15 protein-coding genes and 1 pseudogene are annotated in these 16,240 nt (G+C 69.2%); 11 read left to right on the top strand and 5 right to left on the bottom strand.

Features of this window, described 5'->3' with window-relative positions; genetic code table 11:
- Nucleotides 1–174, bottom strand: a pseudogene (locus B2284_RS06790) (CAF17-like 4Fe-4S cluster assembly/insertion protein YgfZ); the annotation flags it as partial.
- A 78-nt stretch (nucleotides 175–252) separates the two neighbouring features.
- Between B2284_RS06790 and B2284_RS06785 the strand changes: the two are divergent.
- Nucleotides 253–1,356: an LCP family protein gene (locus B2284_RS06785; protein WP_050786567.1), complete on the top strand. Its 1,104-nt coding sequence runs from the start codon at nucleotides 253–255 to the stop codon at nucleotides 1,354–1,356.
- 68 nt (nucleotides 1,357–1,424) lie between these two features.
- Complete coding sequence (locus tag B2284_RS06780; RefSeq protein ID WP_062258494.1) at nucleotides 1,425–1,922, top strand: heme-binding beta-barrel domain-containing protein; 498 nt, start codon at nucleotides 1,425–1,427, stop codon at nucleotides 1,920–1,922.
- Nucleotides 1,923–2,054: 132 nt separating this feature from the next.
- Here B2284_RS06780 and B2284_RS06775 read toward each other — a convergent pair whose 3' ends face one another.
- Together B2284_RS06775 and B2284_RS06770 are read right to left on the bottom strand one after the other, a co-directional pair.
- On the bottom strand, nucleotides 2,055–2,813 hold the full coding sequence (locus B2284_RS06775; RefSeq protein WP_131941619.1) for a hypothetical protein: 759 nt from the start codon (nucleotides 2,811–2,813) through the stop codon (nucleotides 2,055–2,057).
- A gap of 46 nt (nucleotides 2,814–2,859) precedes the next feature.
- Nucleotides 2,860–3,150 (bottom strand): ubiquitin family protein, encoded by a 291-nt coding sequence (locus tag B2284_RS06770; RefSeq protein WP_074045666.1) that lies wholly within the window; start codon nucleotides 3,148–3,150, stop codon nucleotides 2,860–2,862.
- A 62-nt stretch (nucleotides 3,151–3,212) separates the two neighbouring features.
- Between B2284_RS06770 and B2284_RS06765 the strand changes: the two genes are divergently transcribed.
- The 9 genes from B2284_RS06765 (at nucleotide 3,213) to B2284_RS06725 (ending at nucleotide 13,142) form a co-directional block, all read left to right on the top strand.
- A complete protein-coding gene (locus tag B2284_RS06765; RefSeq protein WP_006946497.1) occupies nucleotides 3,213–3,896 on the top strand; it encodes a response regulator transcription factor in 684 nt (227 codons plus the stop codon).
- A 103-nt stretch (nucleotides 3,897–3,999) separates the two neighbouring features.
- On the top strand, nucleotides 4,000–4,920 hold the full coding sequence (gene mshD, locus B2284_RS06760; RefSeq protein WP_074045667.1) for a mycothiol synthase: 921 nt from the start codon (nucleotides 4,000–4,002) through the stop codon (nucleotides 4,918–4,920).
- Nucleotides 4,921–4,930: 10 nt separating this feature from the next.
- On the top strand, nucleotides 4,931–7,243 hold the full coding sequence (locus tag B2284_RS06755) for an RNA degradosome polyphosphate kinase (RefSeq protein ID WP_006946421.1): 2,313 nt from the start codon (nucleotides 4,931–4,933) through the stop codon (nucleotides 7,241–7,243).
- The gene (locus B2284_RS06750; protein ID WP_006946483.1) at nucleotides 7,240–8,199 is read left to right on the top strand and encodes an NUDIX hydrolase; all 960 of its coding nucleotides are present in this window, start codon (nucleotides 7,240–7,242) and stop codon (nucleotides 8,197–8,199) included. The genes B2284_RS06755 and B2284_RS06750 overlap by 4 nt, the downstream gene beginning before the upstream one ends.
- A gap of 171 nt (nucleotides 8,200–8,370) precedes the next feature.
- Nucleotides 8,371–9,522, top strand: coding sequence for a phosphate ABC transporter substrate-binding protein PstS (gene pstS / locus B2284_RS06745; RefSeq protein ID WP_006946444.1), 1,152 nt, complete (start codon nucleotides 8,371–8,373; stop codon nucleotides 9,520–9,522).
- 120 nt (nucleotides 9,523–9,642) lie between these two features.
- Nucleotides 9,643–10,677: a phosphate ABC transporter permease subunit PstC gene (pstC, locus tag B2284_RS06740; protein WP_038569351.1), complete on the top strand. Its 1,035-nt coding sequence runs from the start codon at nucleotides 9,643–9,645 to the stop codon at nucleotides 10,675–10,677.
- Complete coding sequence (gene pstA, locus B2284_RS06735; RefSeq protein WP_006946437.1) at nucleotides 10,674–11,606, top strand: phosphate ABC transporter permease PstA; 933 nt, start codon at nucleotides 10,674–10,676, stop codon at nucleotides 11,604–11,606. Before pstC ends, pstA begins: the two co-directional genes overlap by 4 nt.
- Nucleotides 11,607–11,649: 43 nt before the next feature.
- Nucleotides 11,650–12,426 carry a phosphate ABC transporter ATP-binding protein PstB gene (gene pstB, locus B2284_RS06730; RefSeq protein WP_006946474.1) on the top strand — a complete coding sequence of 259 codons (777 nt, stop codon included), beginning with the start codon at nucleotides 11,650–11,652 and terminating at the stop codon, nucleotides 12,424–12,426.
- Between the two features lie 449 nt (nucleotides 12,427–12,875).
- Nucleotides 12,876–13,142 carry a hypothetical protein gene (locus tag B2284_RS06725; RefSeq protein ID WP_062258103.1) on the top strand — a complete coding sequence of 89 codons (267 nt, stop codon included), beginning with the start codon at nucleotides 12,876–12,878 and terminating at the stop codon, nucleotides 13,140–13,142.
- A 396-nt stretch (nucleotides 13,143–13,538) separates the two neighbouring features.
- Here B2284_RS06725 and B2284_RS06720 read toward each other — a convergent pair whose 3' ends face one another.
- Together B2284_RS06720 and treZ are read right to left on the bottom strand one after the other, a co-directional pair.
- Nucleotides 13,539–14,165: a hypothetical protein gene (locus B2284_RS06720; protein ID WP_006946442.1), complete on the bottom strand. Its 627-nt coding sequence runs from the start codon at nucleotides 14,163–14,165 to the stop codon at nucleotides 13,539–13,541.
- 164 nt (nucleotides 14,166–14,329) lie between these two features.
- Nucleotides 14,330–16,183 (bottom strand): malto-oligosyltrehalose trehalohydrolase, encoded by a 1,854-nt coding sequence (gene treZ / locus B2284_RS06715; protein ID WP_074045668.1) that lies wholly within the window; start codon nucleotides 16,181–16,183, stop codon nucleotides 14,330–14,332.
- Nucleotides 16,184–16,240 lie beyond the last annotated feature (57 nt).

Raw genomic sequence — 16,240 nt, 5'->3', positions numbered from 1 at the left:
GCCGTCGGCCGCCACGGCGCCGGGCAGGTCGAGGGACGGCGAGCGGTCGCCCGCGTGGGCCGCCTCATGCTGCGACGCGGGGGCGTTCGTCGTCGCGCCGGCATGGGCGGCGTCGACGGTGTCCGGATTCGTGGCCCGGTCCGCGTCCGAGACCTCAGGGGGCAGGGGCTGCATATCACTCACCGCACCACCGTACGCGCGGGTCCGCGCGGCTCCCAGGTGAGCCTCGGTCGGCCCACCTATGCTGGGGCCATGTCAGACGAGACCTCGATGCCGCACGCCGACGACGCGCCCGGCACCCCGGGCCCTTCGCCCCACGACGGCACGAGCGCGACGGGCGAGACGAGCGACGGTGCCAGCTCCCGCGCGACGAAGGCCCCCGGCCGGCGACGGAGGCGTAGCAAGCTGCGTGTCCTGCTCTACACGCTGCTCGCGCTGCTGCTCATCGTCGCCCTCGTCATCGGCGGGTTCTTCCTGTACCTCAAGTACGTGTTCGACTCGAACGTCTCGCGCGAGAAGCTCCTGCCGAGCTCGAACGTGACGCGAGACGCCGCGGCCGGGGACGCCCAGAACATCCTGTTGCTCGGCTCGGACAGCCGTAACACGAGCCTGCGTGACGGAAGCCGTTCCGACGTCATCCAGCTCGTCCACATCAGCAACGACCGCAAGCAGGTCTCCGTCGTGCACTTCCCGCGCGACTACTACGTCGACATCCCGGGCCACGGCAAGAACAAGATCAACGCCGCCTACGCGTACGGCGGCCCGACCCTGCTCATCCAGACGATCGAGAAGGCGACGAACGTCCACATCGATCACGTCGCGCAGATCGGGTTCAAGGGCTTCGAGAAGCTCACCGACGACATGGGCGGCGTCGACATCTACGTGCCGCAGGCCTTCGACGAGAAGGGATACGGCAGCTGGTCCAAGGGCATGAACCACATGAACGGCACCCAGGCCCGCCACTACGTCCAGGAGCGTCACCAGCTCAAGAACGGCGACATCGACCGTGGCAAGAACCAGCAGGCCTGGATTCTCGCCATGTTCAAGAAGGCCAAGACCCAGGGCGTCCTGACCAACCCGGTGACCATCACCAAGCTCGTCGGCGACATCTCCGACAACCTGGCCGTCGACGACGGATTCACCTCTGGGTACATGACGAGCCTCGCCTACAGCCTGCGCGACCTCGACACGCAGAACATCACCTTCTACACGGCGCCGTACACCGGTTTCGGCAACGAGGGCGCCGCAGGATCGGTCGACTACGTCGATGAGGCAGGCCTCGAGAAGCTGAGCGACGGCCTGCGCAAGGACGACATGTCCGGCGTCCCGAACGGGCGCGTGGGCGCTGCGAGCTGAGGCCCAGGACGCGGAAAGCCCCTGCGCGCGGCTCGATCGAGAGGCACGTCACCGGATAGCCTGGTGCCGTGCCTTTCGAACTTGATGTCAACATGCCCATCGAACTCGCCCCCCTCGCCTGGCTCGTCGGCCGCTGGGAGGGCGCCGGTGTCATCGGCTACCCCGGCATGGAGTCGGCCAACTTCGGCCAGGAACTCGTCGTCAGCCACGACGAGCGCCCCTTCCTCGAGTGGCACTCGCGCATGTGGAAGCTCGACGAGCAGGGCAACAAGACGGACACCATCGACACGGAGTTCGGCTACTGGCGCCCGCTGGAGAACAACGAGGTCGAGTTCATGGTGACGCACCCGAGCGGCATCGTGGAGATGTACTACGGCAACACCTCCCCCGCGAAGATCGAACTGCGCACCGACGGCGTCATCCGCTCGCCGCAGGCGCCCGAGTACACGGCCGGCGCGCGCATGCTCGGCTACGTCAACTCCAACCTCATGTGGGCCTACGACGCGGCGCTCAACGGCAAACCGCTGCAGAGCTACGCCTCGGCCGAGCTCAAGCGCGTCGACTGACGTTCTGCGCTCCTGCCTGACGCGCCGGTGGGCGCCGCCTCCCTCACCGGGTGCGGCGCCCATCGGCGTCCGTGGTGGTTCGAGCGGCAATCGTGCCGACGACCTGGTGCGGACAACCGGGCTTGCGGGCGCTCAGACGAGACGCGCCACCGCGACGGGCACGAGGCCACAGACGAGGACGCACGCACACCCCGCGGCGAGCTGCGCCCGCGTGTGGGCGGACGTCGCAAGCGTCACCGTCGTACGCAGGCACGCCCACGACAACAGGCCCGCCGCGCCACCAGCCAGGGCGGCCGACGCGACCGATGCGCCCGCGATGACGGCGCCGCACCCGGCGATCGCGCCGAGCACGCACTGCGCCGCACCCAGTTCGAGGCGCCGTGACGTCGCCCCCGCCACGCCGTCGAGGACGCTGCCGACGAGCGTCGCGAGGCCTGTGGCGAGCATGAGGTGGCGCGTCTGGGACGAGTCGGCGGCGTCGATGAAGTAGGCGCCTGCCCCGAGCACGCCGAGGCCGAGCGCCGTGCCGGCGAGCGTCATGACGAGGCGCGGACGCCCGTCCTCGCGCAGCAGTTGGTGCAGGAAGCTCGCGATGAGCCCGACGCACAGGACGGCACCGGCCCACCGCGTGCGATCCCCGGCGCCACTGGCGAGCATCGTGACGGCGAGCGCCACGGCGGTGCCCGTCAGCACGGACGTCGTCCCGCGCGGGCTCGGTAGGTTGACCAGTCGTGGCCACCCCCATGCGAGGCCACATCCGAGTACCACGAAGACGAGCGCGATCAGCGTCACCGGCGCGAAGGACGCCGCGCAGATCGCGGCGGACGCAACAGCTCCGGCGCACGCGCCGGAGGCGCGCATCGACGGCGTCGGTGGTTTGGCGGAGGTCACGCGCCCATCCTCGCATCCCGCGCGCCGGTGCTCATCCCCTGACGGCTCATCCCCCGACGAACGGGGGCAGCACCTCGACGACGTCTGACGGCTCGAACGAGGCGTCATCGGCGAGGCGACGGCCGCCGTGCAGCAGGCTGCAGCGTGCGAGCACGGCCTCGATGTCGGGGTGGGCCCGCATGATGAGCGCGCGTACGTCGCGGCCGGTGAGCTCGGGGCTCTGGCGCGCCTCACCCACCGCGAGCGGCAGGTTCTCCTCGTCGCACCCGGCGGCCTGCGCCGCACCCGCCCAGTAGCGCACCCGCACACTCGGGCGAGCGTCTACGTCTGTCGTCATCCGATGTTCCATCCTTCGACCATGCTCCTGCAGCCTCTCCACGCTAACCGTAGTCTTGACGCGTGGCGCACCTCCTGCTTCTGACGACGGCTCGCGGCGCGAGCGTCGAGGTGCTTCCTGCTCTGGGGCTGCTGAGCCACCGGGTGCGCGTGAGCACGCCCGACCCGGAGCGGCTCGCCGCTCCGCTCGACGCCGACGTCGTCATCGTCGACGCGCGCACCGACCTCGTCGCGATGCGCGGCGTCACCCGCATGGTCGAGGCCGCGTGGCCGGGTACGCCCGTCCTCGCCATCTTCACCGAGGGCGGCCTCGTCGCACTGACCCCCGAGTGGTTGATCAGCGACGTGGTCCTCGATGTCGCGGGCCCCGCCGAGGTCGACGCCCGCATCCGTCTGGCTCTGGCCCGCGCCGGTTCGCAGCCCGACGAGGCGAACACGCAGATCACCGCCGGCGACCTCGTCATCGACGAGGAGTCGTACTCGGCGCGGGTGCGTGGGCGGTCGCTCGACCTCACCTACAAGGAGTTCGAGCTGCTCAAGCACCTCGCGCAGCACCCGGGGCGGGTCTTCACCCGCGCGCAGCTGCTGCAAGAGGTCTGGGGCTACGACTACTACGGCGGCACGCGTACCGTCGACGTCCACGTGCGACGGTTGCGGGCCAAGCTCGGAGCCGAGCACGAGACGTCGATCGGCACGGTCCGCAACGTCGGGTACCGCTTCGTCGATGGTGGCGTGAACGGCGCGTGACGCTTCCGTGCGGGCCGACGCGAGCAGCGCTCCCGGCGCGATCTTGGCTTCTGCATCTCCCGTCGTTCCGCGGTTGTCACCCGTGCGCGCTAGCGTGAACGCCATGAAGATCGACGCACAGAACCTCGACGTCCACCCGGCCCGCCCCGACGAGGTCGACGCCGTGCTGGCGCTCGCGCGCTCCGCGGCGAAGAGCGACGGTGTGGCTGCCCTCAACGAGGAGTCGCTGTTCGCGCTGGAGCGCCTCGCGCCACCGGCCCGCGTCCTCGTCGCCTCCCGGGAGGGCTCACCGGTCGGCGTGCTCGTCGACGCGCAGTCAGATGCAAGCGGATGCGATCTCGTGACGGCGCCCGACGCCCGCCGCGCGGGTGTCGCACGGGCTCTGCTCGTGGCCCTGGACGAGTCCAGGAGCGATACTGCGACGCCCGTACGCCTTTGGGCCCACGGCGATCTGCCCGCTGCCCAGGCGTTCGCTGCGAGCCTCGGTGCGCGCAAGGCGCGCGAGCTGTGGCGCATGACGCGTCCGCTCACCGCCGACGAGACGTTCGACGTCGCACTCCCCGCGGGTCTGGTCGCGCGCGGTTACGACGGCAGCGAGCGCGAGGCGCAGGCCTGGGTCGATCTCAACGCGCGCGCCTTCGCGCATCACCCCGAACAGGGGCGTATGACGCTCGCCGACTTCCGCGAGCGCGAGGCGCAGGAGTGGTTCGACCCGGCGGGTCTGATCCTCGTGCGGGACGAGGCGAGCGGAGAGCTCGTCGCCTCGCACTGGACGAAGCACGAGCCGGGCGACGAGGCCGGCGAGGTGTACGTCGTCGCGGTCGCACCCGAGTGGCAAGGACGAGGCATCGCCGGGCCGCTCACTGCCCTCGGCCTGGCTCACCTGCGTGACGCGGGGGCGAGCAGCGTCGAGCTCTACGTCGAGGGCGACAACGAACCGGCCAAGGCCACCTACACGCGGCGTGGGTTCGTCCGTGCTGCCCACGACGTGATGTACGTCCACACGCCTGCCCGGGCGATGTGAAGATAGAGCCATGAGCACTGCGCCCAAGACCGCCGCCTCCAAGGAACCGCAGGATGCGGGCCGCGCCGACGACTCGCCGCCCGAGACTACTCCCTCGTCTCCGTCGACGGCCGTCGCCCGGTTCAAGCCACGCGCGGCCTCTCGTCCACGCAACGTCGCGCGCTCGGCGGCCACGACGGAGAAGGCGAAGTCGACGAAGACCGCCTCTGCTGACGAGCCGGAGCTGCCCGCAGACCGTTTCCTCGACCGCGAGATGTCGTGGCTGCAGTTCAACGAGCGCGTCCTGCAGCTGTCGACCGACCCGAACGTGCCGCTGCTCGAGCGGGCCCGCTTCCTGTCGATCTTCTCCTCGAACCTCGACGAGTTCTTCATGGTGCGTGTGGCGGGCCTCAAGCGCCGCATCGCCGCCGGCCTCGCGGTGCGCTCGGCGTCCGGTCTCGAACCGCGCGAGCTGCTCGACGACCTGACGCGCGCCTCGCACGACCTCATGGATCTGCACGCCGGCATCTTCCAGCGCCAGGTCCGCCCGGCCCTGGAGGATGAGGGCATCCGCCTGCTCAAGCTCTCGCAGCTGACGGACGCGGACCGTGACTACCTGGGCACCTACTTCGAGGCGCAGGTCTACCCCGTCCTCACCCCGCTGGCCGTCGACCCGGCGCATCCTTTCCCGTACATCTCGGGCCTGTCGGTCAACCTCGCGGTGCTGCTCATCGACCCCAAGACGGGCCGCGAGCACTTCGCTCGCGTGAAGGTGCCGCCGTTGCTGCCACGCATGGTCAAGCTGCCGACGGGCGAAGGCGAGGACCCGCTGTACGACGCGCGCTTCGTCACCCTCGAGGACGTCATCGCCGAGCATCTCGACGTGCTGTTCCCCGGCATGGAGGTGCACGAGCAATTCACCTTCCGCGTCACGCGCAACGAGGATCTCGAGGTCGAGGAGGACGACGCCGAGAACCTGCTCACCGCCCTCGAGAAGGAGCTGACGCGACGCCGTTTCGGCGCGGCGGTGCGTCTCGAGGTCGCCGACGACATGGACGATCACGTCCTCGACCTGCTGACGCGTGAGCTGGGCGTCAGCGACGACGAGGTCTTCCGCCTGCCCGAGCCGCTCGACCTGCGCGGCCTCGGTGACATCGCCGATCTCGACCGCAGCGAGCTGCAGTGGCCACGGTTCATGCCGAAGACCCACCCGCTGCTCGCGCCGGTCGAGCGCTCCGAGGCCCCCGACGTCCTCGGCGCGATGCGTTCGAGCGACATCCTGCTGCACCACCCCTACGACTCGTTCTCGACGTCGGTGCAGGCGTTCGTCGAGCAGGCCGCAGCCGACCCAGACGTGCTCGCCATCAAGCAGACGCTGTACCGCACGAGCGGCAACTCGCCGATCATCTCGGCACTCATCGACGCAGCGCAGGCCGGCAAGCAGGTGCTCGCCGTCGTCGAGATCAAGGCGCGCTTCGACGAGGAGAACAACATCACGTGGGCGCGCAAGCTCGAGCGCGCGGGCGTGCACGTCGTCTACGGCATGGTCGGGCTCAAGACGCATGCGAAGCTGTGCCTCGTCGTGCGGCATGAGGGCGACGGCATCCGCCGCTACTGCCACGTCGGCACCGGCAACTACAACCCCAAGACGGCTCGTCTCTACGAGGACCTCGGGTTGCTCACGACCGACCCCGACGTGGGCGAGGACCTGGGCCGGCTGTTCAACCAGCTGTCGGGCATGGCGCCGCGCGCCAAGTTCAAGCGCCTTCTCGTGGCGCCGCGTTCGGTGCGTTCCGGCTTGATCGAGCAGATCGACCGGTGCATCGAGGCGGCCGGGGCCGGCAAGGCCTCGAGCGTGTCACTCAAGGTCAACTCTATCGTCGACGAGCAGATCATCGACGCCTGCTACCGCGCCTCGCAGGCCGGGGTGAAGGTCAACGTTCTCGTGCGCGGCATCTCCGCGCTGCGTCCGGGCGTACCCGGGCTGAGCGAGAACATCGAGGTGCGCTCGATTCTCGGGCGCTTCCTCGAGCACAGCCGTGTGTTCGTCTTCGACGTCGAGGGCCAGGAGCCGATCGCCTACATCGGCAGCGCCGACATGATGCACCGCAACCTCGACCGCCGCGTCGAAGCGCTCGTGCGGCTGACGGACGAGCGCCAGGTCGCGACGGTCGTCGACCTCGTCGCCACCGGCATGAGCCCGCAGACCTCGTCGTGGCGTCTCGACGCCGAGGGCCGCTGGATCCGGGAGAACCTCACGCCCGACGGCGCGCCGAAGAACGACTACCAGGCCGATCTGATCGAGGCGTACTCGAAGCGTCGTCGCAAGGCCCGCCGGCGGTGACGCGCGGCAAGAACCCCGAGCTGGTGCCTGCTGCCGGGGCGCTCGTGTGGCGCCGCCGCCGCAGCGGCATCGAGATGGCACTCGTTCATCGTTCGCGCTATGACGACTGGTCGTGGCCGAAGGGCAAGCTCGACCCCGGTGAGACGTTCGCTCAGGCCGCTGCGCGTGAGGTGCTCGAGGAGACGGGGCTGCAGGTGCGTCTCGGCATCCCCCTGCCCGAGCTCGTCTACGGCCTCGACAACGGCGCGACGAAGCTCGTCCGGTACTGGGCCGCCCAGGTCGTCGGCGGCAGCGGAGTGCTCGAGCACGAGGTCGACGAGGTGCGCTGGCTCGACGTCGAGACGGCTCGACGAACGCTCACCTACGCACGCGACCGCCTCCCCCTCGACGCCCTGCTCGAAGCCGAGCGTGACGGCCGCCTCGAGACGTGGCCGCTGCTGCTCGTGCGTCACGCCCACGCCCAGGCGCGCGCCGCGTATCGGGGTGACGACGACGCCCGCCGCCCGCTGAGCGAGCGCGGCCGCGCACGGGCCGCGGCGCTCGTCCCCGTCCTCGGCGCGTGGGCTCCTGAGCGCGTCGTGTCGTCGTCGTCGACGCGGTGCGTGCAGACGGTCAAGCCGTTCACGTCCGCGAGCGGGACGCGGTTGCAGACGAAGAGCGCGCTGTCGGAGGAGACGTTCGCCGCTCACCCCGAGAAGGCCGCCCGCCAGTTGACGCGCGCCCTCGAGCGCGCCGATGCGACGGCGTTGTGCACCCACCGCCCCCTCATCCCCGACCTCGTCGCTACGCTGTCCGCACTCGCGCCGACCGGGTCGGCGACGCGGCGTTGCCTCGGCCACATCAAGGCGCACGGGATGGACAAGGGCGAGGTGCTCGTCTGTCAGGTTCTCGGTAGCGGCCAGGAGGCACAAATCGTCTCGGTGGAGCGGTTGCGCACGCCGCCACTGGAACGCTGACGACCACTTTCGCCCCCCCCAATCTCCCACTGCCCCAAGGCCTCTCACACCCCTCAGACTGCGTTCACTCAACGTTCACCTCGAAGGGGGATTCGCGACACGTGAACGACCTAGGTTCCAAGCGTCCAGGCACGTGCCCGGAAATACTTTGTGACGAGAGGTCTGTATCCCGTGAAGATCACGAGCATCGCCCGCATCTCCGGCGTCGCGCTGGCCAGCGCCCTTGCCCTGTCCGCCTGTGGCAGCGAGTCGTCCGACTCCGCCACCGACGGCGCCAAGTCCGCAGGCTCCAGCGCGACGGACGCCGCCAAGTCCGGCGGCGACTCGGGTTCGGCCGACTGCGGCAAGAAGGACCTGAAGGCCGAGGGTTCCTCCGCCCAGGACAACGCGATCCAGGACGCCATCGAGAAGTACGGCAAGACCTGCGACAACAACGTCACTTACAACGCGACCGGTTCCGGCAACGGCATCAAGCAGTTCATCGCCGGCCAGGTCAACTTCGCCGGCTCTGACTCCGCGCTCAAGACGAAGCCGAAGGACGGCAAGATCGAGACCGACGAGGCCAAGACGGCCTGCGGTTCCGAGGCCTGGAACATCCCGATGGTGACCGGCCCGATCGCCGTCTCGTACAACCTGAAGGACGTCAAGGACCCGATCACGCTGACGCCGGCCGTCCTCGCCGACATCTTCAACGGCAAGATCACGAAGTGGAACGACCCGGCGATCGCCGCGGTCAACAAGGGCGTCACCCTGCCGGCCAAGGACATCAAGGTCTTCTTCCGCTCGGACGAGTCGGGCACGACGGAGAACTTCACGAAGTACCTCGCCGCCTCCGCGAAGGACAAGTGGACGGCCGAGCCCGGCAAGAAGTGGACGGGCAAGGGCGAAGGCAAGGCCAAGACGGCCGGCGTGACCTCGTCCGTGAAGTCGACCGACGGTGGCATCACGTACGCCGAGTGGTCGGCCGCGAAGGACAACGAGCTGCAGGTCGCGAAGATCGACAACGGCGCGGGCGCCGTCGAGCTGACCGGCGCCTCGGCGTCCAAGGCCATCTCTGCCGCGAAGATCGACGGCACGGGCAACGACCTGCGCCTCAAGCTCGACTACGCGACGAAGGAAGCGGGCGCCTACCCGATCGTCCTCGTCACGTACGAGGTCGTCTGCTCGAAGTACAAGGACGCCGAGATCGGCAAGTCCGTGAAGTCGTTCCTCACCTACTTCGCCGGCGACGACATCCAGAAGAACCTCGAATCCCAGGGTTACGCGCCGCTGCCGGCCGACATCCAGGGCAAGGTCAAGACGGCCGTCAACGCCATCCAGTGACGCACAGCGCCTGACGGGGTGCTCGGGCGCTTCGGCGCCCGAGCACCCCGTCTGCGCGTCGGAGCGAGTCCATAGTCTCGCGTTCCACCCGTACCAGCTCGAGCAGAGGCAGGAAACCTCATGAGTTCAATCACCGGCGTCTCGGTGGCCGACGCACCCGGCCCCGACGACGGTCACACCCCCGGGGAGGGCCCCGGCGAACGCGCCCCCTCCGGTGACCGCGCAGCGACGGGCCGCAGGGGCGACATGATCTTCGGTGGCCTCGCGCGCGGCGCGGGCCTCCTCGTCGTCGTCCTCGTCGCGCTCGTCGGAGCCTTCCTCGTCATCCAGGCGGTTCCCGCCATCATGGACGACCACTCGAACTTCCTCACCTCCCAGGACTGGGACGTCGACTCGAGCCCGATGCACTTCGGCATCGCCCGCCTGCTGTGGGTGACGGTCACCTCCTCGGTGCTCGCCATGCTCATCGCCGTGCCGCTCGCCGTGTGCATCGCGCTGTTCCTCACGCAGTACGCGCCGAAGTGGCTGGCGAAGCCGGGCGCTGCGCTCATCGACCTGCTGGCGGCCGTGCCGTCCATCGTCTACGGCCTGTGGGGCGTGTTCACCGTCGGTCAGTACTTCGACCCGGTGGCCAAGGTCATCCAGGACGTGCTGGGCTGGTGCCCCCTGTTCGCCAAGACGGACACCTCCCCCGCGAGCACCATCGCCTTCGTCTCGATCATCCTCGCCATCATGATCCTGCCGATCATCACGGCCCTGACGCGTGAGGTCTTCGCGCAGACGCCGCAGGCCCACAAGGATGCGGCGACGGCGCTCGGCGCGACGAAGTGGGAGGTCATCCGCACCGCGGTGCTCCCCTTCGGCAAGCCCGGCATCATCAGCGCGTCCATGCTCGGCCTCGGGCGCGCGCTCGGTGAGACCGTCGCCGTCATGATGATCGTCTCCGCCCTCAACGGCAGCGAGGGTTGGAACTTCTCGATCTTCAAGGGCGGTGAGACCTTCGCCTCGAAGATCGCCAACAACGCCGGCGAGTTCGACAACCCCTCGAAGACGGGGGCCTTCATCGCGGCGGGCCTCGTCCTGTTCATCCTGACGTTCGTCGTCAACGCGATCGCCCGTGTCGTCATCGAGCGCAGGAAGGCGTTCACCGAATGAGCACCGCAGCCCACTCCCTCGAGAAGAACCCCGCTCCCGAGCCCCGGTCGAAGAACTCGCTCTCCGGCAAGGGCCAGTCCGGCGGCCGCGCGACGAAGAACACGATCGCCACCGTCGTCATGTGGGCCGCGTTCCTCGTCGCCCTCGTACCGCTGGTGTGGATCATCGCCACCGTCATCATGAAGGGCGGCGAGCTGCTCCTGCACGTCGACTGGTGGACGAAGAGCCAGCGCGGCGTCGGCCGCCGCGAGGTCGCCGGCGGCGCCGCCCACGCCATCCAGGGCACCCTCATCCAGGCCTTCGTCACGGCTCTCATCGCCGTGCCGATCGGCGTGATGACCGCCGTCTACCTCGTCGAGTACGGGCGCGGCCGTGCCGCGAAGATCGTCAGCTTCATGGTCGACATCCTCACCGGTGTCCCCTCCATCGTCGCCGCGTTGTTCGTCTACGCCGTCTGGGTGACGACGTTCGGCTTCGACCGCATCCCGTTCGCCGTGTGCCTGGCGCTCGTGCTGCTCATGGTTCCCGTCGTCGTGCGCTCCACGGAGGAGATGTTGAAGCTCGTGCCGAACGAGCTGCGCGAGGCCGCGTACGCCCTCGGCGTGCCGAAGTGGAAGACGATCCTCAAGATCGTTCTCCCGACGGCGTTCTCCGGCATCGTCACCGGTGTGCTGCTCGGCCTCGCCCGCGTCATGGGCGAGACGGCACCGCTCATCATCCTCGCGCCGTACTTCAAGTCGCTGTCGACGAACCTGTTCGGCGGCCTCATGGGCACGCTGCCGACGATGATCTACAACGGCAAGGACAACATGGCCGTCGACGCCTCCGCGCAGCGCGTGTGGGCGGCGGCGTGCACCCTCATCCTCCTCATCCTTCTTCTCAACCTGCTGGGCCGCTTCATCAGCCGCTTCAGCAAGGTCAAGAACTGACATCCGCTCGCGCGGATACGACTCGTAAAGGAACCCGAGTTCAATGAGCAAGCGGATCGACGTTCACAACCTCAACGTCTACTACGGCGACTTCCTCGCCGTGAACGATGTCTCCATGACGATCGAGCCCCGCTCGATCACGGCCTTCATCGGCCCGTCGGGCTGCGGCAAGTCCACGTTCCTGCGCACCCTCAACCGCATGCACGAGGTCATCCCCGGCGGCCGCGTCGAGGGTCAGGTGCTCCTCGACGACGAGGACCTGTACGCGCCGGGCGTCGACCCGGTGGCGGTGCGCCGCACCGTCGGCATGGTGTTCCAGCGCCCCAACCCGTTCCCGACGATGTCGATCGGTGACAACGTCGTCGCGGGTCTGCGCCTCAACGGCGTGAAGGACAAGAAGGTGCTCGCCGAGAAGACGGAGCAGTCGCTGCGTGGCGCGAACCTGTGGAACGAGGTCAAGGATCGCCTCGACAAGCCGGGTGCCGGCCTGTCGGGCGGTCAGCAGCAGCGTCTGTGCATCGCGCGTGCCATCGCGGTGTCGCCGGACGTGCTCCTCATGGACGAGCCGTGCTCGGCTCTCGACCCGATCTCGACGCTCGCCATCGAGGATCTGATGCTGGAGCTGAAGAAGGACTACACGATCGTCATCGTCACGCACAACATGCAGCAGGCGGCGCGTGTGGCTGACCGGACGGCGTTCTTCAACCTCGAGGCGACGGGCAAGCCCGGCATGCTCGTCGAGATGAACGACACGCAGAAGATGTTCAGCAACCCGGATCAGCGGGCGACCGAGGACTACATCTCCGGTCGCTTCGGCTGACAGCCGGGCGAAAGGGCCGTGAGGACCGGGGCGCAGCGAAGCGAGCACCGGCCCGGCGCGGCCCTCCGAGCCCGTCAGGTGAAAGCGAAAGGGTGCCGAGGACACGAACGAAGCGAGGTCCGCAGGCGCCCCCGAGCTCAGCCCGAGAAGCACTGCTGATCCATCGTGCGTTGTGCGCCCCCCACCGTCGTGACGGTGGGGGGCGCCTGCGTTGCCGGGCAGCGTTCCTGCGGCGTCAACCTGACTTCACGCTGGGAGGCGCTGCAGGCGTCGCTGCACGTCGGGATGCAGAATGACTCACATCACATATGAGCGGGGGCTATGACCGTGTGCCGATCGAGTTTCCCTGGGGCGCAACCCTCTTCGGCATAGCGCGAGCCGGCGCTGAACATCGTGCCCGGGGTCGGGCAAATCGACTCAATGCTTCAGGGGCCGTTCATCCCGATTTCATGCACACTGTGCTTGTGCCGAAGGATGCAACTCGTATTGGAACGTGGTCGCGCAAGTCGCTGCTCAAGAACCGCAAGAAGCAGGCGATCGCGCGCGGCGCTCACCCGACCCCTGACGAGATCGTCTTCTCGGACACCCCGGGAATCGTCGACGACGGCAACTTCAGCTACGGCGTCTGCCACGTCTGCGACTGGAAGGGCGGTGGGCGTCGCGCCCGCGAGAAGGCCCGCCGCGACGCGGCGGAGCACTACCTCCTGGCGCACTGACCACCACGGCACGGTCGAATGCCAATACATCCCGGCGCTTCGCCGCTCGCGATGAGGTGCGGTAGCGGCGCAGGGGATGGCCGCGCCGCGAGAGATGTGAGACACGCTGGACCGGGAGCGCCTCTCGGCACTAGGCCGCTCGTAGCGGCTGAATTTGGGACCCGGGGCTGCCGCGGCCCAGCGTGCTCATCCACCTTAACGAACATCACCGGCCCTCGCATTCCCGGCGGCTGCGAGAAACGTCACGCAGTGCAGTGTCGTCCCGGAGCCGGCGACGCCTGGCGAGGCGTCACCACCGGTCGAGACCAGACAGCGCAACCCATGAACCGGTCGAGATGCACCGCTCGAGACGGGCCGCCCGGGTCGAATGACCTGAGTCGAGTCAGTCGGGTCGGATCAGTCAAGGTTGCCGATGCGCCAGGCGGAGGCGGCCTTCGTCAGGTCACGGGCTGTGTCGCCGAGCCGTGCGGCGCTGAGCGCCTCGCGCGCGGCCAGGGCATCGTCATGGCCGTCGTGACGCTCGGCGCGTTCGGCCCGGCCGGAGGCGACGACGCGACAGAAGGCTGCGGCGCGTTCGAGCGCGACGGCGAAGTCGCCGGTGTAGGCGCCCTCGAGGATGCGGTCGGCGAGCGCCTTGATCTCGGCAGGTCCGCTCGGGTCGGCCGATCCCGCGACGGCGTGGGAGACGTGAGCGTGCCGGATACCGGCGTTGTAGTCGCCCGCGGCGCCTACAGCGTCGCGGCGCACCCATTCGCGCAGCGTGTAGAGGCGCCACAGCACGCCGGGCAGGCTGACGGCGGGGCGCCCGGCCCACAGCTGCGCGAGCGTCGACAAGCCGATCTCGTCCGTCAGCGCGATGAGCCGGGCCGTCACCTCCGGGTCCGCGTTGGTGCGCCCGGCGCCGACGAGGATGGCGGCGCTCTCGTGCGCGATGGCGGTGACATCGGCGGGGTCGGGTGCTCCCTCGAACGCCTGGAACTCGCGGTCGGTGAAGAACAACGGCTTGTGGTGGGAACGCGTCACGGGTACGGCTGGCTCCTTCGGTGCCTCGACGAGGCGTCGAGTGCGTCATCGGGTCAACGACGCGCGGGCGGGCGGCATTCCGCCGGGCGCCGTCGAGACATCCGCCGGACGCCGTCGCCGCGAACTCCACAGGGTCGCACCGGGCGGCACGACCCTGCTACGGGTCAGCGGACGATGGCCACCCCGTCGGCCGGGATGACGACGCGCACTCCCCCGCCGTCGGCGGGGCGCTCGTCGACGATGTGCCATGCGGCGATGACACGGTCGGCGTCGATCGTCGTCGCCTCGCCCGAGAGGTTGACGACGACGCGGCAGTCGCCGCGGTGCACCGTCACGACGCTCGTCGGGCCCTGGCCGTCACCCTCGACCCGGCTCGTGCCGAGGGTCGGGTCGGACAGGTCGGGCACCTCGCGGCGCAGCCTGATGAGGGTGCGGTACCAGTCGAGCAGGAGCGACTGCTCGCCGTCGGGGTCGTCGATCTCGCTCCAGCGCAGCACCGAGTTGCGGAAGGTCGACTCCTCCTGGGGGTCGGGCACCGCGTCACCCCAGCCGTGGGCTGCGAACTCGGCCGCGCGCCCGCGTGAGGTGCCCTCGGCGATCTCGGGGTCGACGTGGTCGGTGAAGAACTGCCAGGGGGTCTGCGCACCGTACTCCTCACCCATGAAGAGCATCGGCGTGTACGGCGACGTCAGCAGCAGCGCTGCCGCGCAGGCCAGCCGGTCGACGCCGACGAGCTGCGACAGGCGCTCGCCCGTCGCGCGGTTGCCGACCTGATCGTGCGTCTGCAGAGACGCGACAAAGCGCCAACCCGGCGTCGCTTCGGGATCGACGGGGCGGCCGTGGCGGCGCTCGCGGAAGCTCGAGTACGTGCCGTCGTGGAAGAACGGCGTCGCGTACATCTTGGCGAGGGCCGCGGGGGCCGCGAAGTCCTCGTAGTAGCCCTGCGTCTCGCCGGTGAGCAGCACGTGCAGGGTGTGGTGGATGTCGTCGGCCCACTGCCCGCTCAGCCCGAGGCCGGCGCTGCCACCGTCGGCGACTGCGAGTCCGCGCTGACCCGAGCGCGGTTCGCGCGCACGCGGCGTGACGGTGGCCGGGTCGTTGCGGTCGGACTCGGCGACGACGACCACGTTGCGCCCCGTCTGCTCGGCGGCGAGTTCCAGTGCGGCCGTGAGCTCTTCGAGGATGTGGACGGCCGTGTCGTCGGCGAGCGCGTGGACGGCGTCAAGGCGGAACGCGTCGACGTGGAACTCGGTGAACCACATGAGCGCGTTCTCGATGATGAAGCGGCGCACCTCGTCACTCTGCGGGCCGTCGAGGTTGACGGCGGGGCCCCACGGCGTGTGGTGCAGCGCATTGAAGTAGGGGCCGAACTCGGGCAAGTAGTTGCCGCTCGGGCCGAGGTGATTGTAGACGACGTCGAGGCAGACGGCGAGGCCGCGCGCGTGGCACGCATCGACGAAGCGCTGGAAGGCGGCCGGGCCGCCGTAGGCGGCGCTCGTCGCGTACCAGTTGACACCGTCATAGCCCCAGTTTCGCTCTCCCGGAACGCCGTTCACCGGCAGGATCTCGACGTGCGTCACCCCGAGCGTCACGAGGTGATCGAGCCGTTCGATGGCCGAGTCGAACGTCCCGGATTCGGTGAACGTGCCGATGTGTAGCTCGTAGAAGACCGCGCCGCGCATCGCGTCGTCGTGCGAGGCCGCGTCCGCGTGGTGGCCGCGCCAACCGTCGTCCTGCCAGTCGTGGGCCGCGAGGTCGACGCCCTCGCTGGGGCCGTGGATGCCCTCGGGCTGCAGCAGCGAACGCGGGTCGGGGCGCGGGTCGCCGCCGTCGATGCTGAAGGCGTACTCGCTGCCGACGCGCACCGGCTCGGGCGAATGCCACCAGCCGTTCTCGCCGGCCTTCATGGGCGCCTTCACGCCGTCCGCGACGAGGTGCACCATGCGCTCGGCGGCCGGCGCCCACACCGAGATCGTCTGGGTCGCGCCGTGAAAACCGGGCGAGGAGTAGGTGTTCATCGCTTCTCCTGAACGAGGACGTGGACGTGGCCGAACTCGTGGTCACCGAGATCGCCG

Origin of the sequence: Dermacoccus sp. UBA1591, assembly GCF_002322065.1 — a bacterium.
Classification (GTDB): Bacteria; Actinomycetota; Actinomycetes; order Actinomycetales; family Dermatophilaceae; genus Dermacoccus; species Dermacoccus nishinomiyaensis.
Note: the sequence above shows the minus strand (reverse complement) of the source record. Positions and strands in the feature narration are given on the sequence as shown.

Excerpts from the sequence above, each read along its gene's own strand:
- B2284_RS06785 (WP_050786567.1), top strand. The coding sequence starts at position 253 with ATGTCAGACGAGACCTCGATGCCGCACGCCGACGACGCGCCCGGCACC.
- B2284_RS06770 (WP_074045666.1), bottom strand. The coding sequence starts at position 3,150 with ATGACGACAGACGTAGACGCTCGCCCGAGTGTGCGGGTGCGCTACTGG.
- mshD (WP_074045667.1), top strand. The coding sequence starts at position 4,000 with ATGAAGATCGACGCACAGAACCTCGACGTCCACCCGGCCCGCCCCGAC.
- B2284_RS06755 (WP_006946421.1), top strand. The coding sequence starts at position 4,931 with ATGAGCACTGCGCCCAAGACCGCCGCCTCCAAGGAACCGCAGGATGCG.
- pstC (WP_038569351.1), top strand. The coding sequence starts at position 9,643 with ATGAGTTCAATCACCGGCGTCTCGGTGGCCGACGCACCCGGCCCCGAC.
- pstA (WP_006946437.1), top strand. The coding sequence starts at position 10,674 with ATGAGCACCGCAGCCCACTCCCTCGAGAAGAACCCCGCTCCCGAGCCC.
- pstB (WP_006946474.1), top strand. The coding sequence starts at position 11,650 with ATGAGCAAGCGGATCGACGTTCACAACCTCAACGTCTACTACGGCGAC.
- B2284_RS06725 (WP_062258103.1), top strand. The coding sequence starts at position 12,876 with ATGCACACTGTGCTTGTGCCGAAGGATGCAACTCGTATTGGAACGTGG.
- treZ (WP_074045668.1), bottom strand. The coding sequence starts at position 16,183 with ATGAACACCTACTCCTCGCCCGGTTTTCACGGCGCGACCCAGACGATC.